This is a genomic window from Sulfurospirillum multivorans DSM 12446, from assembly GCF_000568815.1.
Lineage (GTDB): Bacteria > Campylobacterota > Campylobacteria > Campylobacterales > Sulfurospirillaceae > Sulfurospirillum > Sulfurospirillum multivorans.
The window spans coordinates 1,125,700-1,150,713 of record NZ_CP007201.1 but is presented as its reverse complement, the minus strand read 5'-3'; the positions used below and the strand labels follow the sequence as shown (position 1 = coordinate 1,150,713).

Annotated in this window: 25 protein-coding genes, 1 tRNA gene and 1 CRISPR repeat array (1 of these 27 only partly in view); of the genes, 10 read left to right on the top strand and 16 right to left on the bottom strand. The window is 36.2% G+C overall.

Going from position 1 to position 25,014, the window contains the following annotated elements; translation table 11 throughout:
• Positions 1-258: 258 nt before the first annotated feature.
• The 4 genes from SMUL_RS05850 to SMUL_RS05835 are packed head-to-tail and all read right to left on the bottom strand — an operon-like array spanning position 259 to position 4,554.
• Positions 259-1,497 carry a type II secretion system protein GspD gene (locus SMUL_RS05850; RefSeq protein ID WP_025344326.1) on the bottom strand — a complete coding sequence of 413 codons (1,239 nt, stop codon included), beginning with the start codon at positions 1,495-1,497 and terminating at the stop codon, positions 259-261.
• A complete protein-coding gene (locus SMUL_RS05845) occupies positions 1,427-2,665 on the bottom strand; it encodes a zonular occludens toxin domain-containing protein (RefSeq protein ID WP_025344325.1) in 1,239 nt (412 codons plus the stop codon). Before SMUL_RS05845 ends, SMUL_RS05850 begins: the two co-directional genes overlap by 71 nt.
• Before the next feature lies 1 nt (position 2,666).
• Positions 2,667-3,119: a hypothetical protein gene (locus tag SMUL_RS05840; protein WP_025344324.1), complete on the bottom strand. Its 453-nt coding sequence runs from the start codon at positions 3,117-3,119 to the stop codon at positions 2,667-2,669.
• A 1-nt stretch (position 3,120) separates the two neighbouring features.
• Positions 3,121-4,554 carry a hypothetical protein gene (locus SMUL_RS05835; RefSeq protein ID WP_148295271.1) on the bottom strand — a complete coding sequence of 478 codons (1,434 nt, stop codon included), beginning with the start codon at positions 4,552-4,554 and terminating at the stop codon, positions 3,121-3,123.
• A 10-nt stretch (positions 4,555-4,564) separates the two neighbouring features.
• Here SMUL_RS05835 and SMUL_RS05830 point away from each other — a divergent pair, with 10 nt between their 5' ends.
• Positions 4,565-5,767 (top strand): IS256 family transposase, encoded by a 1,203-nt coding sequence (locus SMUL_RS05830; protein ID WP_025343245.1) that lies wholly within the window; start codon positions 4,565-4,567, stop codon positions 5,765-5,767.
• Positions 5,768-5,774: 7 nt separating this feature from the next.
• Here SMUL_RS05830 and SMUL_RS05825 read toward each other — a convergent pair whose 3' ends face one another.
• The 4 genes from SMUL_RS05825 to SMUL_RS05810 all read right to left on the bottom strand — a co-directional run bounded on the left by SMUL_RS05825 (position 5,775) and on the right by SMUL_RS05810 (position 8,258).
• On the bottom strand, positions 5,775-6,350 hold the full coding sequence (locus SMUL_RS05825) for a hypothetical protein (RefSeq protein ID WP_025344322.1): 576 nt from the start codon (positions 6,348-6,350) through the stop codon (positions 5,775-5,777).
• Complete coding sequence (locus SMUL_RS05820) at positions 6,347-6,586, bottom strand: hypothetical protein (protein ID WP_025344321.1); 240 nt, start codon at positions 6,584-6,586, stop codon at positions 6,347-6,349. Before SMUL_RS05820 ends, SMUL_RS05825 begins: the two co-directional genes overlap by 4 nt.
• Positions 6,587-7,041: 455 nt before the next feature.
• Positions 7,042-7,332, bottom strand: a complete 291-nt coding sequence (locus SMUL_RS05815) for a hypothetical protein (protein WP_025344320.1) — start codon at positions 7,330-7,332, stop codon at positions 7,042-7,044.
• Positions 7,333-7,412: 80 nt separating this feature from the next.
• The gene (locus tag SMUL_RS05810; RefSeq protein WP_025344319.1) at positions 7,413-8,258 is read right to left on the bottom strand and encodes a hypothetical protein; all 846 of its coding nucleotides are present in this window, start codon (positions 8,256-8,258) and stop codon (positions 7,413-7,415) included.
• Between the two features lie 350 nt (positions 8,259-8,608).
• Between SMUL_RS05810 and SMUL_RS05805 the strand changes: the two genes are divergently transcribed.
• The 4 genes from SMUL_RS05805 to SMUL_RS05790 all read left to right on the top strand — a co-directional run bounded on the left by SMUL_RS05805 (position 8,609) and on the right by SMUL_RS05790 (position 11,057).
• The gene (locus SMUL_RS05805) at positions 8,609-8,806 is read left to right on the top strand and encodes a helix-turn-helix domain-containing protein (RefSeq protein WP_025344318.1); all 198 of its coding nucleotides are present in this window, start codon (positions 8,609-8,611) and stop codon (positions 8,804-8,806) included.
• 21 nt (positions 8,807-8,827) lie between these two features.
• Positions 8,828-9,592 carry a restriction endonuclease gene (locus tag SMUL_RS16540; RefSeq protein WP_025344317.1) on the top strand — a complete coding sequence of 255 codons (765 nt, stop codon included), beginning with the start codon at positions 8,828-8,830 and terminating at the stop codon, positions 9,590-9,592.
• A 27-nt stretch (positions 9,593-9,619) separates the two neighbouring features.
• Positions 9,620-10,303 carry a phospholipase D family protein gene (locus SMUL_RS05795; RefSeq protein ID WP_025344316.1) on the top strand — a complete coding sequence of 228 codons (684 nt, stop codon included), beginning with the start codon at positions 9,620-9,622 and terminating at the stop codon, positions 10,301-10,303.
• A gap of 136 nt (positions 10,304-10,439) precedes the next feature.
• The gene (locus SMUL_RS05790) at positions 10,440-11,057 is read left to right on the top strand and encodes a hypothetical protein (RefSeq protein ID WP_025344315.1); all 618 of its coding nucleotides are present in this window, start codon (positions 10,440-10,442) and stop codon (positions 11,055-11,057) included.
• A gap of 43 nt (positions 11,058-11,100) precedes the next feature.
• On the opposite strand, the gene SMUL_RS05785 is transcribed toward SMUL_RS05790, so the two are convergent.
• The 3 genes from SMUL_RS05785 to SMUL_RS16960 form a co-directional block, all read right to left on the bottom strand.
• Positions 11,101-11,580, bottom strand: a complete 480-nt coding sequence (locus SMUL_RS05785; protein WP_025344314.1) for a hypothetical protein — start codon at positions 11,578-11,580, stop codon at positions 11,101-11,103.
• Positions 11,546-11,740 (bottom strand): hypothetical protein, encoded by a 195-nt coding sequence (locus SMUL_RS05780; RefSeq protein ID WP_025344313.1) that lies wholly within the window; start codon positions 11,738-11,740, stop codon positions 11,546-11,548. The genes SMUL_RS05785 and SMUL_RS05780 overlap by 35 nt, the downstream gene beginning before the upstream one ends.
• 157 nt (positions 11,741-11,897) lie before the next feature.
• The gene (locus SMUL_RS16960) at positions 11,898-12,149 is read right to left on the bottom strand and encodes a hypothetical protein (protein ID WP_084613085.1); all 252 of its coding nucleotides are present in this window, start codon (positions 12,147-12,149) and stop codon (positions 11,898-11,900) included.
• Positions 12,150-12,353: 204 nt separating this feature from the next.
• On the opposite strand from SMUL_RS16960, the gene SMUL_RS05775 reads away from it, so the two are divergent.
• The 4 genes from SMUL_RS05775 to SMUL_RS05760 all read left to right on the top strand — a co-directional run bounded on the left by SMUL_RS05775 (position 12,354) and on the right by SMUL_RS05760 (position 13,787).
• Positions 12,354-12,428: transfer RNA gene (locus tag SMUL_RS05775), tRNA-Gln, on the top strand.
• A gap of 329 nt (positions 12,429-12,757) precedes the next feature.
• Positions 12,758-12,940 carry a hypothetical protein gene (locus SMUL_RS05770; protein WP_148295270.1) on the top strand — a complete coding sequence of 61 codons (183 nt, stop codon included), beginning with the start codon at positions 12,758-12,760 and terminating at the stop codon, positions 12,938-12,940.
• 9 nt (positions 12,941-12,949) lie between these two features.
• On the top strand, positions 12,950-13,264 hold the full coding sequence (locus tag SMUL_RS05765) for a hydroxymethylglutaryl-CoA synthase family protein (RefSeq protein ID WP_025344311.1): 315 nt from the start codon (positions 12,950-12,952) through the stop codon (positions 13,262-13,264).
• 16 nt (positions 13,265-13,280) lie between these two features.
• Complete coding sequence (locus tag SMUL_RS05760) at positions 13,281-13,787, top strand: hypothetical protein (protein WP_025344310.1); 507 nt, start codon at positions 13,281-13,283, stop codon at positions 13,785-13,787.
• A gap of 9 nt (positions 13,788-13,796) precedes the next feature.
• Here SMUL_RS05760 and brnA read toward each other — a convergent pair whose 3' ends face one another.
• The 4 genes from brnA to SMUL_RS05740 form a co-directional block, all read right to left on the bottom strand.
• Positions 13,797-14,078: a type II toxin-antitoxin system BrnA family antitoxin gene (gene brnA / locus SMUL_RS05755; RefSeq protein WP_190278606.1), complete on the bottom strand. Its 282-nt coding sequence runs from the start codon at positions 14,076-14,078 to the stop codon at positions 13,797-13,799.
• Positions 14,075-14,329: a BrnT family toxin gene (locus SMUL_RS05750; protein WP_190278605.1), complete on the bottom strand. Its 255-nt coding sequence runs from the start codon at positions 14,327-14,329 to the stop codon at positions 14,075-14,077. Before SMUL_RS05750 ends, brnA begins: the two co-directional genes overlap by 4 nt.
• A gap of 143 nt (positions 14,330-14,472) precedes the next feature.
• Positions 14,473-14,835 carry a hypothetical protein gene (locus SMUL_RS05745; RefSeq protein ID WP_025344307.1) on the bottom strand — a complete coding sequence of 121 codons (363 nt, stop codon included), beginning with the start codon at positions 14,833-14,835 and terminating at the stop codon, positions 14,473-14,475.
• Positions 14,836-14,870: 35 nt separating this feature from the next.
• Complete coding sequence (locus SMUL_RS05740; protein ID WP_025344306.1) at positions 14,871-15,320, bottom strand: hypothetical protein; 450 nt, start codon at positions 15,318-15,320, stop codon at positions 14,871-14,873.
• 159 nt (positions 15,321-15,479) lie between these two features.
• On the opposite strand from SMUL_RS05740, the gene SMUL_RS05735 reads away from it, so the two are divergent.
• Positions 15,480-16,094, top strand: a complete 615-nt coding sequence (locus tag SMUL_RS05735) for a hypothetical protein (RefSeq protein ID WP_025344305.1) — start codon at positions 15,480-15,482, stop codon at positions 16,092-16,094.
• Between the two features lie 12 nt (positions 16,095-16,106).
• On the opposite strand, the gene SMUL_RS05730 is transcribed toward SMUL_RS05735, so the two are convergent.
• Entirely contained in the window at positions 16,107-16,463 is a 357-nt protein-coding gene (locus tag SMUL_RS05730; RefSeq protein WP_025344304.1) for a hypothetical protein, read from the bottom strand.
• 146 nt (positions 16,464-16,609) lie between these two features.
• Positions 16,610-25,014: direct repeats of the CRISPR family, unit length 30 nt; unit sequence GTTTCAATACAACCTTTGTGTCGGTTCGAG (it continues 1,114 nt past the right edge of the window).

Sequence of the window (25,014 nt, the reverse complement as noted above, 5' to 3'; positions counted from 1 at the left end):
AGTTCGGGAAACTTTTGTTAAGTTGACAAGAGAGCTTCGCTCATTCGTTCGTTCGCAGGCTCACTCTCTCATTCACTCACTCAAAAAATCAGCTGCTTAGGATAGAGTCTCAAAACTCACTCTCGCCCTTTACAGCACCTTACGTTCTCATCGTTTTGCAGGTTGTAACTATGTACTGTTACGCTGCGCTAGTCCTCACGTTCGCTTATAGGCTATGCCTCGCTCTCTTCTATCTGCGATGCTAATTTCTCTTTAACATCACAGCACCTCAATCGTAATCGTTACAATAGAGTTCGTTTTTGTCTTAGACTCATATTTAAAAAGCTCTCCTAGTAAAAAAATGTTTTGAAGGACAGGAATGCCATAAGAGCTATCCAGTTGCGTTTCTTTGTTAATACCGCTTAAAACGAGCAATTCACCCTTTTTTAAAAGATAAGTGCTTTTTAGCTCCTTCTTGGACGTTGTAGGGGTCCTTGAATCAGAACTACTCAACAAATCTTCAAGCGTCAGTGTTAAATCAAAATTTACACTGTCACCGATGATGATCGGTTTGATTATTATTTTAAGCCCAACATCTTTATAAGAATAAGAATTAGCGGACGTTGTAGAAGCACTACTGTATGTAGATGTATTAATCAAATAAGGAATATTTTGACCACTTGAAAAAGAAGCTTCAGTTTGAGATCGTGCCGTAATCACTGGAGAGTTTTTTATCTCAGTAAAACCATTTTGATTAAGATATTTAAGAACCCCATAGAAACCACTTTTTGAATTTTCAAGTACATTCGTCGTTGCAGAATAAGGCATAGTAATAAGGTTTAAAAAATAGTTATAAGACGAATTTACCGAATTGCCATCGCTATCAGTTTTTTGAACAGATTGCATGTAAGCACTAAGATTTGCGCCTCTATCTTTGACATCTTCCAAACTCGTTTCAAGCACCGTTATTTTAAACTGAATTTGGCTGTATGGAACATCAAGTGAAGCGATACTTTTTAAAAGTTCTGCGGAGTATTCAGGTTTGCAAAAAAACGAAACTGAATTTGTCGAAGAGATATAGGTATATTTAACACCTTCATGCATTTTTAAAAGATTTTCGACATCAGAATAAACAGGATTTTTAAGCGTTACAGAATGAAAAACGTCTTTGATCGATTCAGGCTCTTTTTTTGGTTCTTCTTTTTTTTCAGGTATTGGCTCAATATAGTAAAAATCGCTTTTATCTTTTTTGAGATCAAGACCTTTGAGATAAAGCATTTTTTTAAATGCAGGGAGATACACCGTTGCATCTTTATCGCCTATAAAGAATGTTACCTGTTCATCGTCAACAGACTCTTGAATAAGAATGTTTACTTTGTTATCTGTTGCTACCTTTTGAGCAAACTCACGAAGCGGAACAGAGTACTTAATACTCTCAGCAAAAGAACTACTTATGAATAGCGAAAGCAGTAGGCATAGGATTAGAGATTTTATTCTCTTTTGAAGTGTTAGCACCATTTTTATTTTCCTTAGTGGATTTTTCTTTTTTTTCATCTTTTTGGAGAAAATCAAACGTATCAGAGGGGAGCATGACAAAGTATTGAATGTATGAGCCATCATTAAAAAACCATATGAATTCAGGCCCTAACTTAGCGGTCAATTTATTTAAAAGAGGTTTTGGAAAATCAATACCTTTGTATGTACAAAGCATGTCAATACATCGAATTTCAAAGAGTTCATTTTTGATTTCTTTGTCATCTTTATTTGAGAGTTTTTTAGCCTCTATAATATCTTTTGAAGTTTGTTTTTTATCCTGTTGTGTCACAGATATTTGACGCTGATCAGTCACATTACTATCAAGAGTAGTAGCTGATATTGGTGTGTCCGTAGAAAAAGAACCCAAAAATAAAATAAATGCACTAAACAAAAAAACAAAAAAAAGAATTGCAAATAAAAAATACTTTCTTACAACACTAGGACTATTATTTTCAGCGCCAGACACATACATTTTAAATACATCTTGAACAATAGGAACGTTAAAAACACCTATACGATCAGTTTTATAAAGCTGATAAGAATTAAACTGCATATAACGAAATTTATTAGCATAAAGTCGATTTGATGGAGGAATAGCACGATAGAAAAATTCTGCTAATTTAAAATACTCTTTATAGATAAGTCCGAGATTTTGTGTAATAAGGAAAATATCTTGATGTAAGTGTCCATGATAACTAAACCACCATGTAAGGACTATATTGTCTTTAGCAAAAAAGTTTTGACACTCATCAATTACAAAAAAAACTTTATATAAATCATGCAAACGTGCATAATCAAGCAATTCAGCATCATTACATTTTGAAAGATACATGGCATGTAAATATTCAAGATGAGAGTAAAGAACATCATAATCAAAAAATTTGATACGAGAAGATTTTGAAAAATCAAATTGATTAATATTTGTATAGGCATAAAAGAAAAACTTTTCTTTTTTACCAAATATGTTATAAAGAGCAATAATAAAAGATTTACGATTTTCTTTTTTAACTTTTTTGTAAAAATTTTTATAAAAAAAACCAATCAAAAAAGGACGTTTACGTTTTTTTTCTACAAAATAATGATAAAGCTTATAAACAGCCCAATAGCTTTTTCCACTTCGAGGAATACCCGTTAAATATGTAATTGCCATCTTAAGCCATCATTAACATTGACATTTTATGAAAATCATTTTTAATTTGCTCTAATGCCTTAGTCGCAACTTTGGAAATATAAATCAAAAGAAGCGATGAGAAGACCAAAACAAAAAATGAAAAAGCATCTAAAAAAGCATCAATAATCCGTGTAGATTGAAGTACTTTAAAAGGTATGTCTAAAGAAGGTGTTGAAGAAATAGAAGAAGGCAAAGTATCAAAAAGCTCTTTAAATTTGTTGTATAAACGTCGTATCAAGTCAAGACAGCTTAAAAAGAAAAAAGCTTTAGAAGAAAAAAACAAAGCCGTAATAGTAAACTGAACTGGAACCATTCCAAATTTCATAACAAGTTTCTTACCTAACCAAACAAAAAAAGCCATTAAAGGACCACCAGAACTAAAAAATCCCCAAATACGTGAAAAAAAAGCACTCACAGATATTAGAAATGGCATGTCAGACTCCTATAATCAATAAAACTTTAAAAGCAAAAAAAACTATTGAAATCATTAAAGAAAAATACGTAAAAAGATAAATTACAGAGGAAAAAGGAGAAAAAACAGCACATAAATCCATTTCAAAAGGAACATTAAAATACACAAAATCAACATCTTGTGAATAAAGACACGTTGTTACAGAACCACGAGAAAGATTTAATGTTAAAGGTGCACCATTTACAAGAGATTTTAATTCATCAACTGTTGATAAAACATTGTCAAAATCACTTTTTAAATTATTATACGTTGTTTCCCAACTATCAATTTCAGAAGGAACATTAGGAATATTATGTTCAATTGTATCAGCAGAAAAACCACTCGTATTTTTGAAAATATTTAAAGTATTTTCAATACCATTTAAACTCCCTTTCATAGAATCAGTATTGCCCTTTATTCCAGATAAGAGACCATTACCAGTTTCCAGTAGACCATTACCCTTTTCGAGTTGTTTTCCAAGGCTATCTAAACGACCAGTAACACCATTAAGATCAATACTTTTGCCATCACTGGTTGTAGCAGTTCCACTAAGTGTAGAAGAAGGTGTAGTTGTTGTTTGACCTGTTGTAGGGTTTGTACTTGTTGTATTGCCATTCGAAGGCGATGTGGATGAAGGCGTTGAAGTTGTTGCTTGTGTAACCGTTCCATCATTATTAATTACAGGAGCTTTATAATCTTTAACCGTATAAGGAAGATCAGTACCACTACTTGCAGTATTTGCCAAATCTGCTTTATTAACTACGATTGATTGCGCTGTATTATCAGGACTTGTTTTTACAATTTCGACTTGTGTAGGTGAATTAATAAGCGCAGTGCTTGGACTATTTGTAGGAAAAATAATATCACTACCCAAAATTAAAGCAGTAGCAGGCATTTTACCAACACCTGCGGAATTATCCCAAACAGTTTTTAAATTTGCTTCCGTAATTTGTCTTTGAGTATATATTCCATTTTTAGAAAAAACAGGTGTACCACTTTCAGGCGTTGAAGACGCAACAGTTGAAAGTTGATCAAAAGAGACACCCGAATTACTAGAAACATTAACAGTAACACCATTATCAGTATTTGTAGGTGTAGCAATTACAACATCATCAGGAGTTACCATTGCAGAACCCAAAGTGAAAAGACCTGAACCAAGAACAGCAAAAGGATTAAGAGAATTCAAACCAGTTGGTGAAATAACAAATGAACCATCACCCGTCGATTCATAAGCAATTACCCAACCAAGAGCTTGAAAAAATTGTCCTGCAGCATTCGTTATAGGTTTTCCATAAGCATCATAAGCAGTACTTAACCAAGAAGAAACAGGAAGTGAATCAGGAATAAGACCATTATCTTTTACAGTACGGGACCGTTCAGAATTCTGTGTCAATCGGGTAAAATAACAAATACCCAAGGACACAGATATGAAGATAGAAATAGACGTAGAGCAATTTGCTCAAGATATTAAAGCCGGCAAGAGTATTGGTGGCTCAAATGGAGCCTTAGGATCACTCATCAAACAGCTAACCGAAGCCGCGCTAGCAGCTGAGATAGATTCGCACCTCTCCCAAGACCTCAATAGAAATCGAAAAAATGGCTATAGTTCAAAGACTATGAAAAGCGATCATGGTGCCTTTGAACTTGATGTTCCAAGAGACCGTAACGGTAGCTTTGAACCTGAAATCGTAAAGAAAAACCAGACCAGCATGACGAGTGAAATCGAAGAGAAGATTCTTTCTCTCTTCGCACTTGGCAATAGCTATTCCCAAATAGCCAAACACATAGAGGATTTTTACTGCGTAGGCTTCTCTAAAGCCACTATAAGCGCCGTAACCGACAAGATAATACCAATGCTTCAAGAGTGGAAAACAAGACCCTTAGAAGCTGTGTATCCATTTATATTCTTAGATGCCATTCACTACAAAGTAAAAGAGGATGGTCGCTACATCTCAAAAGCATTTTATACAGTGCTTGGTGTTCGAGTGGATGGCAAGAAAGAAGTCTTGGGACTTTACCTCAATGAAAGTGAAGGCGCCAAATTCTGGCTACAGGTGCTTACCGATTTGCAAAACCGTGGCGTTAAAGATATCCTCATTGCTTCGGTAGATGGGCTTAAAGGCTTTCCAGAAGCGATAAACTCAGTCTTTCCAGATACGGAGGTGCAACTCTGTGTAGTTCACCAAATACGCAACAGTCTCAAATATGTGGGCTCTGCTTATCAAAAACAATTTGCTAAAGAACTCAAAGCCGTCTATCAAGCTTTTACCAAAGAAGAAGCAGAATTTGAGCTTGATAAGTTGGAAGAAAAATGGGGTAAAAAATACCCTATCGTCTTTCAATCTTGGAGAAATAAATGGGATAATTTATCTGTCTACTTCCAATATCCAGAAGATATACGTAGAGTTATTTACACAACTAATATCATCGAATCAGTCCACCGCCAGTTTAGAACTCTAACGAAAACCAAAGGTGCTTTTCCCAATGATGATAGCCTGCTAAAACTACTTTATATGGGGATTCAAAATGCCCAGCAAAAATGGACTATGCCAATTAGAAACTGGAGCTTAACAATCTCTCAATTAGCCATTCACTTTGAGGGACGGCTTGATGACGCTTTAAACTTATGATACAATTTTAGGAATTATCCGATGTTGACACAGAATCTTGAACACTACCTACAGTACCATCAGGATTTAAATTAGGATTTAAAAAACGATTTGGAATAACGTTAAAATTTTTATCATGTGTAATACATTTTTCTTCAGAAACATCGCAATACATTTCAGCACCATCAGAAAAATAAACTATAAAATTACCATTATCAAAAGTAGTTTTTGTTTGATTGTAATCGCCCATACATAAATTTAAATCAGAATCAACATGTGAACCAGTAGGACATTTTGGAACGCATACACCTGCAACTAAATCTTGATCAGCTGTACATGTAGGAGTAGGAACAGGACAAATAGCATCTGTATATAAATAATAATTAACTTGATTTTTTGCAAAATCTGCAATAACAATATAGCCAACCTCAAAATTGTAAGCAGAATAGCCAGTAGTACCAGAACTCCAATCATGCCAAACGCCTATTTTACGACAAACACCCTCAGCTTTATAAATGTCATTACCCTCATAAGTCGCCGGAACAGGTGAACCCGAAAATAAAAACGAAGAAAACATCATTAAAGCTAAGAGTATTTTTTTCATTTTGAAGTCCAAATCAGCTCTATTTCAAGAGCTTTTTTGAAATTTTCGACATCTATTACGATAAAAACCAAATTACCCAAAGAGGGTTTCTCCATTGATCGTCCGACTTGCGTGAACCCGACGTGAAAAAACCTTAAGCGGTCGTTTTTCACATCGTGTGCCCGACTGCGTCTCTTCTCAAGTTGAAGCTTCTTTTTTTCGTTAAATTTTTCTCTTAAGAGCGAAAAGCAATTCATTTGATATGCTTTAAAATTGTAAGTGACATCATTACAGGAATAGAAACTATAGTTATCCAAACAGGAAAACTAAAGAAATAATTAAACGCAATGTTATCTGTTACAGGAATAACAAAAAAATCAAGAGCATACGAAAAATTAAACAATAAAGATACAAGGATAATAAATTTCATAACGTAATCTTTAAAATAATTGCAGTAAATGCACTAACCAAAAGACCGCAAATAAGACCAGTTAATGCCATCAAAGCATTATAGTCGAATAAAGTTAAACCTAATGTATCATTAATCATTGATTTTCTTTAATGCAATAATAGAAATTTCAGCAGATTTATAAAGAAAAAGCGTAACACCTAAAACACCGAAATAGCTTAAGATGAAACTAGACATATGAAGAAAAGGAAGTGTCATTTTAAACCTTTCAAAAAAGTAAGGGAGCTAAAAAGCCCCCAAGCATTAAGCGACTTTTTTAAGAGCCTTAATACCAAGAAAAACAGAAAGCATAACAGCAATAGCCGCAGCCGCAATAGTAACACCACCAAAGAACGGTCCCATTTCCATTGAACCTGACATAACACCAGTCGCAGGGTCAACAATAATAGCCGCCTTAGATTGAACTGCTCCAAACGTAGCAGAACCAAAACCAACTAAAGCAAGAGTATGATCTTTTGCTTTAGTTGCAATCTCTTTAGCTTTAGAAGCACCTTTTATACAAACAACCAACACACCGTCTAAGATTTTTCGCATCTTAAACCCCTTTTGATAAAGTAGAGTATTTAAACCCTCTATCAATCCCTTTACATGTAGTAAGAGGGATTTGTAGAAAGCTAAGACACTTTAGGTTGTGACTCAGGCTTGATCGTTGTGCTTAGTTGCGCTATGAGTTCACCTGCTGTTTTGGAAAGCGATACACGGTAAAAGTCTCGTTCTGCTCTTGGAAATTGACCTTTACATGTAAAGACGATTCCGTTATTTTTGAGCTCTGTTAATTTATTGGCGAGAATATCAAGCTCACTGGCACTTTCGCCATTAATCTCAAAATTGATGAGTACCTCTTCAATGGTATCGGCATCGACTTCAAAAATGGTCGAGGTGTAAAGAGTCACTTTGTAAATGTCTTTAGTGATCTCTGTTTTGGATTTTTTGGCATCTTCAATCGTAAAAATGGTATGTTCCAAATCGAAATCAGAGATAGAGTAAGTGAGATCAAAACCATTTGCTAGGACATTGCTTTCGATTGGACTGGAACCAAGAACAAATTTGAGCGATTTGTCTTTTTCGAGTTTTGGAAGCGTCTCCAAGAGCTCTTTGGCGTTGGTATTGGAGTAAGCAAAATACTTACGGGCTTTTTGGTTATCTTTGGTGAATGGCTTTTGGAAAACGCCTACATGTAAAGGGAGCATCATATCTTTTGAGAGGTATTCGCGTATCGCTTGATTGAGCTTCACTGCTTCGATGCGGTTCTCACATTTGACGACAACGTCGATACGGTGAGAGAAGCTATAAATGGCATTTGTTGGGTGCTGATAGGTATTTTCAGCAGTGATGACGACTTGATCTTTGTGTGGGTAACGTGTACCAACAGAACTCAATAAAACTCTACGGAGTAAAACATCAGCTTGGTACGCTTGTTGGACGAAGTGTGGGTAAACTTTGGTTGAATTGTCTTGCATGATAAGCACCTTTTTAAGATTTGAGCGCCATTTAACAAGCCACGGAGTAGGCGCTAACAAACTCCGTGCTAAGATCTTAAAGACCTTGTTATTTGAAAAGTGATCTTTTCAAATAACGAGGGCTTCAAATTGAATTAAGGCAAAATTGCCTAAAAACGATATAATTAAAACTTGATATTTACGTTGAAAACACACCATAAAAAAGAAAAGCCTAAAACATGAATTATTCATGTTTTATTAACAATAATAATGAATTATTCTTTTATAACTATAGCAAAAAGAAAAAGAAAAAGCAATAGTTTTATTGAATTATTCATGTTTTTTTATATAAAAAAGGAATTATTCATAAAATGACGAGAAAAGAACTAGCAGAAAAATTAGAAGTCGATCCCACAACATTAAGGAATTGGGAAAAAAACAAACCTGAACTTATCAAATTAATAAATGCAGGATTAATGCTAGAAAATCAAATAGAGGAAATGGAAAAATCTTTAGAACAACTCAAAAAAATGAAAGAAAAAGCAGATAGTGGCAAATTAATTATTTAACAAAAAATAAGGGCGCTAAAATTGGGATATCGGTACTACAAAAGAAAAAGAGAAGATAAGAAAATAGAAGCTATTGTTTATCTAATTTTTCTTGCTTTATTCGTAATGTATTATTATCGAGAAACTATTATCAAAGCATTAAATATTATATTTGGTCTTGCTTTTGTAATTGCTATTCTATATCTTATTTTTAAGCCGAAATCTACAAATAAATTTACTCAAGAAGTCCGCGATTCAGACATTAAAATTGTGGTTACAGAAGAAGATCATGTAACACGCAAAAATGAAAATAATATCAAAGTACATGAACCTTTAAATACACAATCAATTCAAAATTCGTTACATGTAAATGAAAATATCCAAAGCATGGAAAAAACATTTTTCAGTCAAATGGCAAATAAAAAACCAAGTTATCAAGAAAGAAAAAAGCGTGGTAATGACTACGAAATACATGTAGGGAAATACTATGAAAGCCAAGGCTACAAAGTTATTTACAATGGATTGCTAAATGGTAGGAAAGATGGAGGAATTGACCTCCTTGCTGAGAATGAACATGAAACACTACTTATTCAATGCAAGGCATGGGAACAAACAATAGAAATGAAACGAAGATATGTAGTTGAATTTATGGGAAATTGCTTAACATTTTTAATGGATAATCCATATTTGAAAGAAAAAAACATAAAAAGAGTTTTTGTAACATCAAGCGAAAAAAGTGAATTTGGACTTGATAAATACCTTATACAGCACACTGGAAAAATCGAATATATTATTATGCCTTTTTAATCAAATAAACTATAACAAGGAAACAATATGGCGAAGTTTTTAAATACAAGTGCAACCAACTACTTCTTAGAAGAGCTTATTAAATCTACCAATGATAAGTTGATTTTAATAAGCCCTTTTTTAAAACTTAACAATCGCATTAAAGAACTTCTCGAAGATAAAAACAGAATGAAGATAGACATAAGAATTGTCTATGGAAAAATCGAAATGAAAAATGAAGAGATTAATTGGCTCAAAGAGCTTTCTTTTGTACGAACAAGCTTTTGCGAGAACCTACACGCTAAATGCTATATGAATGAAAAAATGTGCATTGTAACCAGTATGAACCTCTATGAATTTAGTCAAGTCAACAATAATGAAATGGGTATTTTAATCAAGAGAGATGACGATCAAGAACTTTACAATGATACCAAAGAAGAAGCAGAGAGAATTATACGTGTCAGCGATGAAGTAAGAATGTCAGTTGAAAAAGTAGAAAAAATCGAAAAAGAAAATGAAGAAGATCAACACGATAAATTAACTACATCAAAATTAGCAACAAAATTAAAAATAAAAACAGATGAATTACTATCAAAACTTTTAAAAGATGGTTACCTAGAAATCAAAAATGAGAAAGAACATTTAACCCAAAAAGGAAAAGACGTTGGAGGAGAATGGAGAGCTAGTAAATACGGCGGATATTTTCTTTGGGATAAAGAGATGAAGATATAATTTTAAAGAAAGAGGAAACATGTACAAAAAATTAATAATCGCTTCTATGCTCATTACATTGCCACTTTTTGCAGTAGAGAGTATTGGTATTGTTACTTATGAATAAATTGTGTAAATAAAATTAAAAGGTTTAAAAATGCTTGATGGAAATATTACTCAAGAAACCATAGGAATGAGTAAAGAAGCATATCAATTATGGGATACTACGATAAAGATAGGATTAGGTGCATTAATTAGTGGAGTTATTTCATATTTAGTAACTATGAAAAATCATACGCATGAAATCAATAAATTAGATAGAACTCATAAGAGCGAATCACAGAAATATAAATTGCAAATGAAAATAAAAATATTAGAAAATACTCAAAATCAAATTGATGAATTTTCTATGGTATGTGAGCAATTCCTTGATATATTACTTACATGTAAAAATCGTAATATATTATCTTGTCCCGAATTAGAAAAAAAAGATAAACTCATGTATAAAAAATATCAAACTACTCAAAATGCGTTATCAATAGAATTTGGTAACCTTAGAAAAGCATGTTCAAAACTCACATTATTAGGTTTTTATAGTTCTACAAAAAAAATAAAAGAAATGAGTGATATTATTGTAGATGAATACAATAGATTGAACAAGCAAAATGAAATATTTATGAATAATATAGAATATAATATCTTTAGAGATAATTTTGCTCAAGCTCAAATTGAATATTATATAGCCATAAACAAAGATTTTGAAAAGTTACAATAGCAGTGAACTAATAGAGCTAAACAAAAGAATAAACGCTTAAAATTTATTTTTGATTTTTATTTTTAATCCCCAACAGATTAACAGCAACAACACCAATAGGAATCGTAATTGCAGTTCCTCCTAACCAAGGGTAACCATAATACATTGATAAAATTGCGGTACATAATCCTGCTAAGGAAATCAATACAGCAAAAAATTGAGACCTAAAGGCAAACTTTCTTTGATGTGGTAGCTCAGCTTCTCTTAAAGATTGTTCTTTTTTTTCTAGTTCAATAATAGCAGTATCAACAAATTTTACATGCTCAAATTGATCTTCATATATTTTAGTGATACGATGTGCCAATTCAGGATTAGTAAGCTCCAAATGGGATAACTTACCAAGGTCAATATTCTGTACAAAATTAAAATTGTTATTTTGAATATTGGCTATTTGTTGTTTAATAGAATCCGATTCAGATACACCATTATGTGCACTTTGACTTGCGGTATTAGGATAATGCTTGCGCTTGCTCAATTTGCCCATTAGTACGCTTTAAAATTTCTTTGTAACTTGTTTGCTGCTTCTCTTTTGTGTCTTTAGCAATCATACCTAATTTTTTAGGAGCAATTACAATATCGCGATATCCATCGGTACTGAGACTATTAGCAATACCAATAAAAAATAATTTAATATTGTCGCACATATTAACCCCTTTCATAAACTTTCGGATGGAGATTATACACATTTTTAAAAATCGTGTCAAACATAGGATGATTATAGCACGATTATATAAAATTGACATTGTATTGTCAAATTAAAAGCATATTCTATTCCTTATAAAAAATAAAATATCATCAACATCACTTTGAGCGATTAGGCTTTTGTGTTAAAGCAGATCCCGCCGCTGATTTAGCTGATTTACTTGCTGTGGAGCTTTGTAAAGTTTTAGATGCTGCAGTGGCAGTTTGTGGAGAAGTGACTTTACTCGGAGATTTTGTTTGTGATAATGCAGAACCTGCAGCTGATTTCGAAGATTTGCTTGCAGTTGAACTTTGCAAAGTTTTTGATGCAGCTGTTGCAGCTTTTTGACCTGTAACTTCTCTATTTGCCATAATATTCTCCTAAAATAAATTTATCAAAAAATTATACTCCAAAAACATGCATTCTATGTTGCGGGATTGAAAAAAGAGAGCGCATTAATGTAAGCAAAGTTACTTTTTTATCGAAAAAATGAGGCTAAGGACTTACTACTCATAACCCGAAGGTCGCTGGTTCAAGTCCGGCTCCCGCAACCAGTTTTTAAATGATGTTCTTCTTGGGGATTCGCCAAGCGGTAAGGCACCACGTTTTGGTCGTGGTATTCATAGGTTCGAATCCTATATCCCCATCCACCCTCTTTTCTTCGAATCAAATTTTTCAAACACTTTCAATGTTCAAAAAATCTTCTCAATGACTTATTTACTCGTTTCATATCAAAATGCGGTAAGGCATCACGCGTTGGTCGTGGTATTCATAGGTTCGAATCCTATATACTCCTTCAAAATTAAACTCTTCAAATCACGAGAACTTAGTGCAAAATTACTTAAATAAGTGAAAAAAATGCTATTATTTAGACATTTTCAAAACGTCATAAAATTCAAACATAAAAACAAAAAGATTATATGAAGAATTTGACTATAAAAAGATAATGGCTCAAATACTTATAAAGAACTACAATAGATTGAACGAAGATTTCACGCAAGATCAGGACAAATTGCTCGATCTACTTAAAGCACCGATTGAAAAGATTTTTGACAATCCTGTACATAGTGTTTATGGAGACACAAGTGGAGATAAAGGGCTAGGAATAGACCAACTTGAAAACTTAAAGGTAAATAATATTAATATTACACAAACAAACTAGGGGGCTAGAATGAAGAAAATACTTATCCTTGTTGGATTACTCACAAGTATGTATGCAATACCACCCTGCGAATTACCTAATCAAATGGTATGTGCTTATTTGTATAAAGGTGCTATGAGTTCAGAAATCATCATAGTCAATCTTTCTAGAGATAATATATTGGTAAAAAATATAAGTGCAACATTAGATGGACAAAGTAAAAGTATTAGCGATCTACAACTCTCTCCAGGGCAAAGCTACACAATGCTAAAATCACGCTATGACGATCATCTCAAAAAACCTTATTATTACATAGGCTCAATGGATTATAAAACCATCAAATAAAAATGGAGTCTTGAAAGTGTTTAAAGACGACGATACATTAAATCTCTTGGATAAGTACCGAAAAAACAAATTCCAAGAAAAAGAAAATGGTCAATTTAAAACGAACTATCAAAATAATAATGGTGTTCCTCATTTTGTGTGGATTGCAGTCGTTGTTTTTATAGGGTACTTCATCATCACTAATTTCATGGATAGACTCGAAGAGCAACGCATAGCTAGAAAGATGGAAGCTGTTGGAGAGCAATTTAGCAGAGCTGTCAAAGAAGAGATCAAACAACAAGAAAAAGCCATCAAAGAGATTACAGGAACTTCATTAAAAATCATGGAATCAACGCCTAAGATTCAAATAACACCAAATACCGTTACACCTCAAATGACTCCAAAAGTAGAGCAAACAAAAAAGAATGTAACCATCACCCTTACACCAGAGCAATCATCAAACCAAAAACAGATTCAAAAAACGGAAGAGACAGAGGAAATAAAACCCGGAAGTTCATCAAGTAACGTTGGGTATTATAGATAAAGTGGGAAGTTATCCCACTTGTTTTAAAGACTTACGGTTAAGACTAAGATCATCAAGCTTCTGAATAAGCCACATTTTAATGATAGATTGACGCGTAACACCCATACGTTTTGCTTCTTGATCTAAAGAGGCAATAGCCCAAGATGGAAGATCCACATTTACTTTTTTTACAGCTAACATCTCTTTCTCAAACTCTTTAAGCGTTCTTTTTGAAGAGAGATCAATGTAAGGTAAGATGTCTTCACCATTATCAAATTTTCTATCAAATTCTTCTGCTGATATTGTTTTCATAATATCTCCTTTTCATTTTTTCGACATCGTCTAACGCTGATAATACGGATATGGTCTTCACGCATGGTAAAAATAGCTACATAACAAAGCTCACCAATAAGACCAACTAAAAGATGTCGCCATTCATTATTCACATAAACACTATCAAAAACGGCATGTTGTTTATTTTGCCAAAGAGCTTGTGCTTCTTCAAAGTCTATTCCATGTTTTTCTTTGTTGGCTTTACTCTTTGTTTCATCGTATTCAAACATCAAAGACCTTTTTAATTAGGTATAGAAATTATACTATTATTATGTTTATAAAATCAAGCTTAAAATGATGTTCTTCTTGGGGATTCGCTAAGCGGCAAGGGACCACGTTTTGGTCATAGTGGGAGTGTTCAAAAATCTTACTTTTATCGTTCCTTTTTTTTAGCATTCGCATTTTCCAAAGCTTTATGTGCGCTGTTTTGGATTTCTGATATTTCCTTGGTGACACTTTGATTGATGGTAGAGACAGCGGTCGAGACATCATTGATTTCATTGAGAAAAAATATCTCTTTGATGAGATAGCCAAACATGCCTAGCATGATGATATACCAGATAAAATTGGGAATTCCAAAGATGCTATTGCTTCCTTTTTTATCAGATTTTGACATAAATTGCCCCAACTCTTGAAACATCCTATTTTCATTATCGTCGCTCTTGTTGCTAGAGGTTTGTGTGTTGTGGGTGAATTGTTCGAGGAGATCTAGTGTGTTATGTTCTTTATGATGCATCGTTATACCTTACGTTTTTCAACTGATTCTTTGCCTTACTTTACTTTTTTATAAACGGTTTTAAAACCACCAGCTTCCGTAGAAATGGTGTTTTCATCGACAATTTTATAGGTATTGCCGACTTTGATGGTATCGTCAATGACGATGACTTTATCTTCCAAAATATCGTATGTCACAGGATTTTTAGTGCCAAAAGAGGAGATACTGCTACGATCAAACTCTATCTCCATAATGCCCAAAACCGTTTGTGCGCGCCACTTTCCCAGCAGTGGGTTGTAGTTGATCGTATGATCTATCACGTATTTTATGCCAAACCCTATGAAAAGAAGTACCACACAACTCGCCAAAAGATTTAAAAGTAACGATGGGCGTTTTGGAACTTTCTGAGCATCTGTTTTTCGTGCTTTTGACGCTACTTTTTTAGCCGTTGTTTTTGGTTTTAAAGACTTGGTCGTTTTTTTGGGGTTAACCGCATTTGGAAGCATTAAGGACCTTAGGTTAGTGTGTTACAAGTGCATCATTATAGCATTTTGAAAAAAACTTACGCTTTTGCTTTACATGTAACCATTTTAGCCCCTCTCATCAGCATTAAAAGTTTCAAGTGCTATACTTTTTAAGACAAAGATTAATACATAAGGCAGACGATGTTTTCTAAAATTAAGAAATTTTTTGAAATAAAACCCGATGATACACTGGATTACATGGATCCAGACAAACTGTTAAAAAACAAAAAAAGAGTTCTTAAAGATCCTTTAAATCAAGCAGATGAAGATGAATTTTTTCGTCAAATGGAAGAAGAAGAGCAGTTTATCGACCATCTTAATGCCCAAGAAGAAGAGCAAACAGCACCTCAGAACAACGCTTCAAGAGAATCCGTTTTGAAAAAAATGCGCCAATGTATGCAAGAGCGAGACTGGAATCCAAAACACCATCCAAAAATAATGATAGCTCTCGCAACGCTCGTGCTTGGCATCGTCATTTTAGCCATAATCCTTCATGAAACACCCAATCCTCTCATCGGCAAATGGCGTCCGCAAGGAAAAAATGTTTTCTTACCCGTAGGCGACATCGAATTTGCCAAAGATAAATTTCAAGCGCTTGGCATTTCCACGATGGTTAAATACGACATCGATGAGACAAAGATCCAGGTCATTGATGTGGCAACAGACACAGGGATTATCTTTTACATTACGGGCGATAAAACCATCGAAGTCAACCTTTTGGGCGTAAAAACAAGCTATAAAAAGATGGAAAAATGAACCTATAGTACTTTACATGTAAGGATATTTTCTTCTTTTCTCTTCTTTTTCAAGCTCTTTTTTAATAAAAACCAATGCGTCGAGAAAAGTTCCTTCAAAACTTTGCTCATCGTTGGGATTTAACTCTCCTTCTTTATCTCTTGGAATGTAAAGAAAAGAGCATTTTTCTAACAAAACACCTCCAAAGTCCTTACACGCTTTAAACAATTTATCGGAGAGCATATAATCGTGTAAATGGACAATTTTTCCATCCACAACATTATAATTTCCAATCATAGGAAAATCATACGACGCCTCATTTTCTACCTTTATGCCTGTTTCAATATACCAATCAAGCCCCCAAATATCAATACTTAAACTTCTAGCCATTTTTTTACCTTTGATGTTAATTTATTTTGAAAAGCTTAGAACAAAATACGTTACATGTAAAAATCCTTATAATTTTACTCATTGTCATAACACTATTTGTGTCGGTTCGAGCAAATCAAAGAGCGTAATTGTAGCGATCCTAACTAGTTTAAATACAAATCTTGTGTCGGTTCGAGTGAGTTTAGCAAATAGATGTCGTACCATCGTCCGTGTTTAAATACAAATCTTGTGTCGGTTCGAGTTTAATTCTGCTCTTTGGTTATGTTGTGTTCCACTTTTCAATACAACCTTTGTGTCGGTTCGAGTTTGAATAGCCTCTATTTCTGCATCACTAAAACCTGTTTCAATACAACCTTTGTGTCGGTTCGAGAGTTTTTAGACACACACTTAAGCCCTGATGAGTCCGGTTTCAATACAACCTTTGTGTCGGTTCGAGTGGACTTTTTCAACTTTTGGCAGAGTGCTTTTCTTAGTTTCAATACAACCTTTGTGTCGGTTCGAGTTGTTATGGTAAATGGTCTCTTTTTCTTCAGCCTGTTTCAATACAACCTTTGTGTCGGTTCGAGTGAAATGAGTCTGCGCCTGAGATCGCATTGGAGAAGAGTTTCAATACAACCTTTGTGTCGGTTCGAGTTTGGTTTAGCAGCACGTATGAGGACATGTATCAAGGTTTCAATACAACCTTTGTGTCGGTTCGAGGAACGCACCGTTGTAACCGTTTTTGTCCTGGCGTTTAAGTTTCAATACAACCTTTGTGTCGGTTCGAGCGAGTACTCTAGACATGTTTATCCTTTTTAGTAAAGTTTCAATACAACCTTTGTGTCGGTTCGAGTTTGAATAGCCTCTATTTCTGCATCACTAAAACCTGTTTCAATACAACCTTTGTGTCGGTTCGAGAGTTTTTAGACACACACTTAAGCCCTGATGAGTCCGGTTTCAATACAACCTTTGTGTCGGTTCGAGTGGACTTTTTCAACTTTTGGCAGAGTGCTTTTCTTAGTTTCAATACAACCTTTGTGTCGGTTCGAGTTGTTATGGTAAATGGTCTCTTTTTCTTCAGCCTGTTTCAATACAACCTTTGTGTCGGTTCGAGGTGATTACATGTCATTGATTGATCTTAAATGCTAGTTTCAATACAACCTTTGTGTCGGTTCGAGTGAAATGAGTCTGCGCCTGAGATCGCATTGGAGAAGAGTTTCAATACAACCTTTGTGTCGGTTCGAGTTTGGTTTAGCAGCACGTATGAGGACATGTATCAAGGTTTCAATACAACCTTTGTGTCGGTTCGAGGAACGCACCGTTGTAACCGTTTTTGTCCTGGCGTTTAAGTTTCAATACAACCTTTGTGTCGGTTCGAGCGAGTACTCTAGACATGTTTATCCTTTTTAGTAAAGTTTCAATACAACCTTTGTGTCGGTTCGAGGGAAACTGTTTAAATTAACACAAACAGAGATAGGGTTTCAATACAACCTTTGTGTCGGTTCGAGGTGTAAAGGCTTACTGTTTATAATTCTTTGCTTATGGTTTCAATACAACCTTTGTGTCGGTTCGAGTATGTCTTTTTTAAAGGAGAATTTTGGGACAAAAGTTTCAATACAACCTTTGTGTCGGTTCGAGTAATCTTGGTTAAGAACGTTAACGCTATCTACTTCCGTTTCAATACAACCTTTGTGTCGGTTCGAGCTACTATACCATTTCCTAAGTTTGCAGTAGTCACGTTTCAATACAACCTTTGTGTCGGTTCGAGTTTGTATTTCAGGATCACCCCAAACTGTACGCCAGTTTCAATACAACCTTTGTGTCGGTTCGAGGTTATTGGTATTTGAGTGAACTACGCTTAAGCGTGTTTCAATACAACCTTTGTGTCGGTTCGAGATGATGCAGTGGTTCGTGATCGTGCAGTGGTTTGGTTTCAATACAACCTTTGTGTCGGTTCGAGCTTATATTTGTACTGGGTAATAAATTATTACATAGGGTTTCAATACAACCTTTGTGTCGGTTCGAGAACTAGGCGACAAGGTAAAGCCTATTGCAAGCGAGTTTCAATACAACCTTTGTGTCGGTTCGAGCCTATACTTTCATCATTAAACTTCTCTATAAGAGCTGTTTCAATACAACCTTTGTGTCGGTTCGAGGTTTATCTAGCGATGCCATAGTATTTTTTACCATAGGTTTCAATACAACCTTTGTGTCGGTTCGAGAAAGTGAAAAGGCGTGTTTATCTTACGCAAGTATGTTTCAATACAACCTTTGTGTCGGTTCGAGGTTAAAACCTATGCGGCGAAGTATTGTATTTTGCCTAGTTTCAATACAACCTTTGTGTCGGTTCGAGTGTAGCAGGCATATTTACCCACTCATCCGCAGGGAGTTTCAATACAACCTTTGTGTCGGTTCGAGCGCTTGCAGGAGACCCAGGGGTTAAGGTATTTGTCGTTTCAATACAACCTTTGTGTCGGTTCGAGAGGTCATCTCGGTCCACAGGAGCATGGTGTAATTTGGTTTCAATACAACCTTTGTGTCGGTTCGAGGAAAAAATCAAGGAGTGGAAAATGACTAACCAACGTTTCAATACAACCTTTGTGTCGGTTCGAGGTAGGCGCATTAATAGGTGGTATGTTTTATTTAGTGTTTCAATACAACCTTTGTGTCGGTTCGAGCCTGGCTCAACGCTTTATTTTTATGACACCAATCAGTTTCAATACAACCTTTGTGTCGGTTCGAGTTATAAGTAAGTTTGGATTGTTCTCTGCTTATTGGTTTCAATACAACCTTTGTGTCGGTTCGAGCTGAATTTAAGCCAGATGAAACTTTTAATTTATCGTTTCAATACAACCTTTGTGTCGGTTCGAGTTAAACTTAAACCGGCATGAGTTTCTTAACATACGGTTTCAATACAACCTTTGTGTCGGTTCGAGTATTTTCTTTTTGTTCCAAATCTTTTAAAATTGGAGTTTCAATACAACCTTTGTGTCGGTTCGAGTAAACTTAAACCGGCATGAGTTTCTTAACATACGGTTTCAATACAACCTTTGTGTCGGTTCGAGAAAGGATTGTTTATCGTTGTTAAGATCGCCATACAGTTTCAATACAACCTTTGTGTCGGTTCGAGTTAGCATTGTTTGTTTATATGCATTTTCAAACTCGTTTCAATACAACCTTTGTGTCGGTTCGAGAGCTCGCTTACCCCTAAATGCGTGTATGTAAACGAGTTTCAATACAACCTTTGTGTCGGTTCGAGATTTCTCAATAATAAATCTTTGTTCTCCATTGCATAGTTTCAATACAACCTTTGTGTCGGTTCGAGTGTACCAAAGTCTAAGAACTTAATCATAGTCGACTTAGTTTCAATACAACCTTTGTGTCGGTTCGAGTTACTGCTAAGGCTCCTTTTCTATCTCTTAGTAACCCGTTTCAATACAACCTTTGTGTCGGTTCGAGAATCTGTCCTTTTGAGAGCCTCGAAGTGTACCTGCAGTTTCAATACAACCTTTGTGTCGGTTCGAGTGATGAGGATAATGCACAATGCAGAGTATTAGTATCGTTTCAATACAACCTTTGTGTCGGTTCGAGTTTACCGTTTTACTTGTAAAAGAACCAAGTGCATCGTTTCAATACAACCTTTGTGTCGGTTCGAGGGTATGTGATGATTGGCACGACTTTTCAAAATTTTAGTTTCAATACAACCTTTGTGTCGGTTCGAGGGTTGTCTGCTTGTGCGGCTGTTCCCTCTTTTTGAAGTTTCAATACAACCTTTGTGTCGGTTCGAGCGTCTTGATTGTTCTTTGTGCTTGTAGGCTTAGTGGGTTTCAATACAACCTTTGTGTCGGTTCGAGGTGCAGAAGTTGCGCCAGTTGTATCACTTGTAATAGGTTTCAATACAACCTTTGTGTCGGTTCGAGGTAATGACAGACGAGCAGGGTGTACTTTCTACAAAGTTTCAATACAACCTTTGTGTCGGTTCGAGTCCAATAGAGTACACAGAGGGCGGAAAGATAGCTTAGTTTCAATACAACCTTTGTGTCGGTTCGAGATAATTTTAAAATCTTTGCTTTTATACTCAATAAATGTTTCAATACAACCTTTGTGTCGGTTCGAGTTGCGCATAAGATACGCTAATCTCTCCTACGCTTTGGTTTCAATACAACCTTTGTGTCGGTTCGAGCGCTTCCGCATCTCCCATGTTCGACAACCGCCAAGGTTTCAATACAACCTTTGTGTCGGTTCGAGTGTCATTTCTGCGAGTTCGTCCTCATGTCCACGAGGGTTTCAATACAACCTTTGTGTCGGTTCGAGCTAACTTACTCTTCCAATCTTGTGGTGCTATCTTAAGTTTCAATACAACCTTTGTGTCGGTTCGAGAAGATTCTCGAGAGTATCTATATAGATAACTGTAGTTTCAATACAACCTTTGTGTCGGTTCGAGTATATTTACCTAGTCGTACCACCTCACAGCTAAGCAGTTTCAATACAACCTTTGTGTCGGTTCGAGTAATTCGTGCAGTTTGAGCTCCAACATTTGTAAATTGTTTCAATACAACCTTTGTGTCGGTTCGAGCTTTAACGTCTGTTACTGTCGTTACTCCGTACACGCGTTTCAATACAACCTTTGTGTCGGTTCGAGCTAAGAACTGAAATGAACTATTCTCCTTTTATTTAGTTTCAATACAACCTTTGTGTCGGTTCGAGAAAAGAGAGCGTGTGCAATAATGAACGACTTTGTTTCAATACAACCTTTGTGTCGGTTCGAGCCAGCACCCCTAGTGTTACCGTCAGTTTTAGAAGCAGTTTCAATACAACCTTTGTGTCGGTTCGAGGGGCAAAAGAAAAAAGCAGAGTAAGTGGATTTAAGTTTCAATACAACCTTTGTGTCGGTTCGAGATGCCAAAATCTTTATCGACTGTGCGACCACCAGGTTTCAATACAACCTTTGTGTCGGTTCGAGCAAATGCGCTAGGGGTGTCATTAGGAGAATTATAACGTTTCAATACAACCTTTGTGTCGGTTCGAGTTGGAAAGAAGGAGACATCTAATGTTATTTAGAGAGTTTCAATACAACCTTTGTGTCGGTTCGAGCTAAAGTGTCAATCTTTCTCATGTACTTGCTGTTAGTTTCAATACAACCTTTGTGTCGGTTCGAGCTTCAGTTTCCATATCATCGAACGCCATCGAACTACGTTTCAATACAACCTTTGTGTCGGTTCGAGACGAAATCCCGCTCACAAGCGGGACAAGCTACGACAGTTTCAATACAACCTTTGTGTCGGTTCGAGCGAAATCCCGCTCACAAGCGGGACAAGCTACGACAGTTTCAATACAACCTTTGTGTCGGTTCGAGATATTTGCGTGGTTTTGTTCTTAGTACAATTCCTTGTTTCAATACAACCTTTGTGTCGGTTCGAGCCTCATCGGCTCGCTAAAAGCGGGCGATGTGCTCGGTTTCAATACAACCTTTGTGTCGGTTCGAGTCGTAAAAAATGCCCGCATTGTCATCGCTTCATCGTTTCAATACAACCTTTGTGTCGGTTCGAGGGAGGCGTTCGTCATGTCGTAGCTTGTCCCGCTTGGTTTCAATACAACCTTTGTGTCGGTTCGAGGGCGAAGTTCTGCATTAGCAAAATATCTTCTTTTGGTTTCAATACAACCTTTGTGTCGGTTCGAGATGGTCGCCCGCTTTGCGATGAGAGGAAAGACAAAGGTTTCAATACAACCTTTGTGTCGGTTCGAGTGACCCAATTTATCGAAAGCCACAATGATGACGAATGTTTCAATACAACCTTTGTGTCGGTTCGAGAAAAAAAGAAGATTGATTTTAAGCAGGCAATAATGTTTCAATACAACCTTTGTGTCGGTTCGAGAGCTATGCTCGTGGCTCAAATTCAAGCGGGAACACTGTTTCAATACAACCTTTGTGTCGGTTCGAGATGGTCGCCCGCTTTGCGATGAGAGGAAAGACAAAGGTTTCAATACAACCTTTGTGTCGGTTCGAGCTAGACATAAAAAAGCAGTCTAAACGCCCCTAAAAAGTTTCAATACAACCTTTGTGTCGGTTCGAGACGAAATCCCGCTCACAAGCGGGACAAGCTACGACAGTTTCAATACAACCTTTGTGTCGGTTCGAGACGAAATCCCGCTCACAAGCGGGACAAGCTACGACAGTTTCAATACAACCTTTGTGTCGGTTCGAGGATGGGACTATTAAATACCACAACCTACACAGACGTTTCAATACAACCTTTGTGTCGGTTCGAGCAGAAATCAGCACCGTCTCTAATATTGGCACTCTTGTTTCAATACAACCTTTGTGTCGGTTCGAGTGAAAGTTAAGGTTTTAGGGAATATGCCTACCGTGTTTCAATACAACCTTTGTGTCGGTTCGAGGCGAATGGTATAATTTATCAATAAGGAAAATAAAGTTTCAATACAACCTTTGTGTCGGTTCGAGCATGTACCTACTTGCCATTCTTCTTCACCGTCAGTCGTTTCAATACAACCTTTGTGTCGGTTCGAGCTTAGCAAGAACGCAAAAAAACAAACCGTTCAGGTTTCAATACAACCTTTGTGTCGGTTCGAGGCGACATATTCGAGCCAATCAGGGGCGGTTGCCCCGGTTTCAATACAACCTTTGTGTCGGTTCGAGGCGACATATTCGAGCCAATCAGGGGCGGTTGCCCCGAGTTTCAATACAACCTTTGTGTCGGTTCGAGCGAGCCAAGCGAAAGCCAAGCGGAAACCGTGAGCGAGTTTCAATACAACCTTTGTGTCGGTTCGAGAAGTAATCAAATTTAAATGCGGATTAAATCCCATGTTTCAATACAACCTTTGTGTCGGTTCGAGGAACGAGAGCACGCCGACTTTATGGAGATTTTACGAGTTTCAATACAACCTTTGTGTCGGTTCGAGCTAGACATAAAAAAGCAGTCTAAACGCCCCTAAAAAGTTTCAATACAACCTTTGTGTCGGTTCGAGGAAGCTAAAGGAATATCACCAGTTAAGCTATCAAGTTTCAATACAACCTTTGTGTCGGTTCGAGAGTGCCAAAAAAAGCACTTGCAAAGGCATACGTGTCGTTTCAATACAACCTTTGTGTCGGTTCGAGCAGAAATGCATTTGTTCTCGTAAGCTTCTTTAATTTGGTTTCAATACAACCTTTGTGTCGGTTCGAGAATTTAGAGTCAACGTGGAAGTTAAACGAGCCTAGCTGTTTCAATACAACCTTTGTGTCGGTTCGAGGACGCAATGCCAAAAACTTTTTATTGTAGTTTATTGTTTCAATACAACCTTTGTGTCGGTTCGAGGCAAAATTAAGCGTACGTAAACAAGCGTTAAGCAAGTTTCAATACAACCTTTGTGTCGGTTCGAGTTTTGGAAGAATGTAATACGATCATGCTTGACTTGTTTCAATACAACCTTTGTGTCGGTTCGAGTTAAACGCATCAAAACTATCTAAATTGTAAAGCTGGTTTCAATACAACCTTTGTGTCGGTTCGAGTAGAAGCTCCCGCACGTTCTACTACTCCATCATTTAGTTTCAATACAACCTTTGTGTCGGTTCGAGTCAAACCCGTCCACCACTTGTTCTTTTGTATAAAAAGTTTCAATACAACCTTTGTGTCGGTTCGAGTACACAGATAAACTTTTGGACGTGCTTAAGTTCCAGTTTCAATACAACCTTTGTGTCGGTTCGAGTTAAATTTTTAAGATAAAATTCAATACCTTCTACCATGTTTCAATACAACCTTTGTGTCGGTTCGAGAAAACGAGTGCGAAAAACATGACTGCCTTACATTCGTTTCAATACAACCTTTGTGTCGGTTCGAGAAGGGAAGGGAGTAGGGAAATGAAAGGTTTTATATTGTTTCAATACAACCTTTGTGTCGGTTCGAGTGTGTTATACGTTGGTTTATAAACTGGCGTAATTGCGGTTTCAATACAACCTTTGTGTCGGTTCGAGTTATCCGTGCTCCTTTCATTACCAAAAGAGAAGAGAGTTTCAATACAACCTTTGTGTCGGTTCGAGTGTATGCCTATAACCAAGGGGGCATTAAAACAATAGTTTCAATACAACCTTTGTGTCGGTTCGAGTTTGCGTATTAACGTTAATCTGTTGGTTTGCGTGGCGTGTTTCAATACAACCTTTGTGTCGGTTCGAGCCGATTAAACATTTAAGAGTATTATTTTTAAAGTCTGTTTCAATACAACCTTTGTGTCGGTTCGAGTTTTATGAGAGCTTAGCGCAGGTAAGAAGCATTTACGGGTTTCAATACAACCTTTGTGTCGGTTCGAGATTAATAAGTTCAAAATCTGGGTAATCATCATAATTGTTTCAATACAACCTTTGTGTCGGTTCGAGCAAGATGCCTCTAAACAGTTTAACAGAGGTGGAATGGTTTCAATACAACCTTTGTGTCGGTTCGAGTATTACCGAGACTGAAACGTGGGTTAAGAAGTTACGGTTTCAATACAACCTTTGTGTCGGTTCGAGCCTTTTGCGTTACTGATGACATGTGCGTGCCTCAAGTTTCAATACAACCTTTGTGTCGGTTCGAGCTAA

Bases quoted from the DNA above. Each gene is read 5' to 3' on its own strand.
- SMUL_RS05850 (WP_025344326.1), bottom strand. From the start codon at position 1,497: ATGGTGCTAACACTTCAAAAGAGAATAAAATCTCTAATCCTATGCCTA.
- SMUL_RS05845 (WP_025344325.1), bottom strand. From the start codon at position 2,665: ATGGCAATTACATATTTAACGGGTATTCCTCGAAGTGGAAAAAGCTAT.
- SMUL_RS05840 (WP_025344324.1), bottom strand. From the start codon at position 3,119: ATGCCATTTCTAATATCTGTGAGTGCTTTTTTTTCACGTATTTGGGGA.
- SMUL_RS05830 (WP_025343245.1), top strand. From the start codon at position 4,565: ATGAAGATAGAAATAGACGTAGAGCAATTTGCTCAAGATATTAAAGCC.
- SMUL_RS05825 (WP_025344322.1), bottom strand. From the start codon at position 6,350: ATGAAAAAAATACTCTTAGCTTTAATGATGTTTTCTTCGTTTTTATTT.
- SMUL_RS05820 (WP_025344321.1), bottom strand. From the start codon at position 6,586: ATGAATTGCTTTTCGCTCTTAAGAGAAAAATTTAACGAAAAAAAGAAG.
- SMUL_RS05815 (WP_025344320.1), bottom strand. From the start codon at position 7,332: ATGCGAAAAATCTTAGACGGTGTGTTGGTTGTTTGTATAAAAGGTGCT.
- SMUL_RS05810 (WP_025344319.1), bottom strand. From the start codon at position 8,258: ATGCAAGACAATTCAACCAAAGTTTACCCACACTTCGTCCAACAAGCG.
- SMUL_RS05805 (WP_025344318.1), top strand. From the start codon at position 8,609: ATGACGAGAAAAGAACTAGCAGAAAAATTAGAAGTCGATCCCACAACA.
- SMUL_RS05795 (WP_025344316.1), top strand. From the start codon at position 9,620: ATGGCGAAGTTTTTAAATACAAGTGCAACCAACTACTTCTTAGAAGAG.
- SMUL_RS05790 (WP_025344315.1), top strand. From the start codon at position 10,440: ATGCTTGATGGAAATATTACTCAAGAAACCATAGGAATGAGTAAAGAA.
- SMUL_RS05785 (WP_025344314.1), bottom strand. From the start codon at position 11,580: ATGGGCAAATTGAGCAAGCGCAAGCATTATCCTAATACCGCAAGTCAA.
- SMUL_RS05780 (WP_025344313.1), bottom strand. From the start codon at position 11,740: ATGTGCGACAATATTAAATTATTTTTTATTGGTATTGCTAATAGTCTC.
- SMUL_RS16960 (WP_084613085.1), bottom strand. From the start codon at position 12,149: ATGGCAAATAGAGAAGTTACAGGTCAAAAAGCTGCAACAGCTGCATCA.
- SMUL_RS05765 (WP_025344311.1), top strand. From the start codon at position 12,950: ATGAAGAAAATACTTATCCTTGTTGGATTACTCACAAGTATGTATGCA.
- brnA (WP_190278606.1), bottom strand. From the start codon at position 14,078: ATGAAAACAATATCAGCAGAAGAATTTGATAGAAAATTTGATAATGGT.
- SMUL_RS05750 (WP_190278605.1), bottom strand. From the start codon at position 14,329: ATGTTTGAATACGATGAAACAAAGAGTAAAGCCAACAAAGAAAAACAT.
- SMUL_RS05745 (WP_025344307.1), bottom strand. From the start codon at position 14,835: ATGCATCATAAAGAACATAACACACTAGATCTCCTCGAACAATTCACC.
- SMUL_RS05740 (WP_025344306.1), bottom strand. From the start codon at position 15,320: ATGCTTCCAAATGCGGTTAACCCCAAAAAAACGACCAAGTCTTTAAAA.
- SMUL_RS05735 (WP_025344305.1), top strand. From the start codon at position 15,480: ATGTTTTCTAAAATTAAGAAATTTTTTGAAATAAAACCCGATGATACA.
- SMUL_RS05730 (WP_025344304.1), bottom strand. From the start codon at position 16,463: ATGGCTAGAAGTTTAAGTATTGATATTTGGGGGCTTGATTGGTATATT.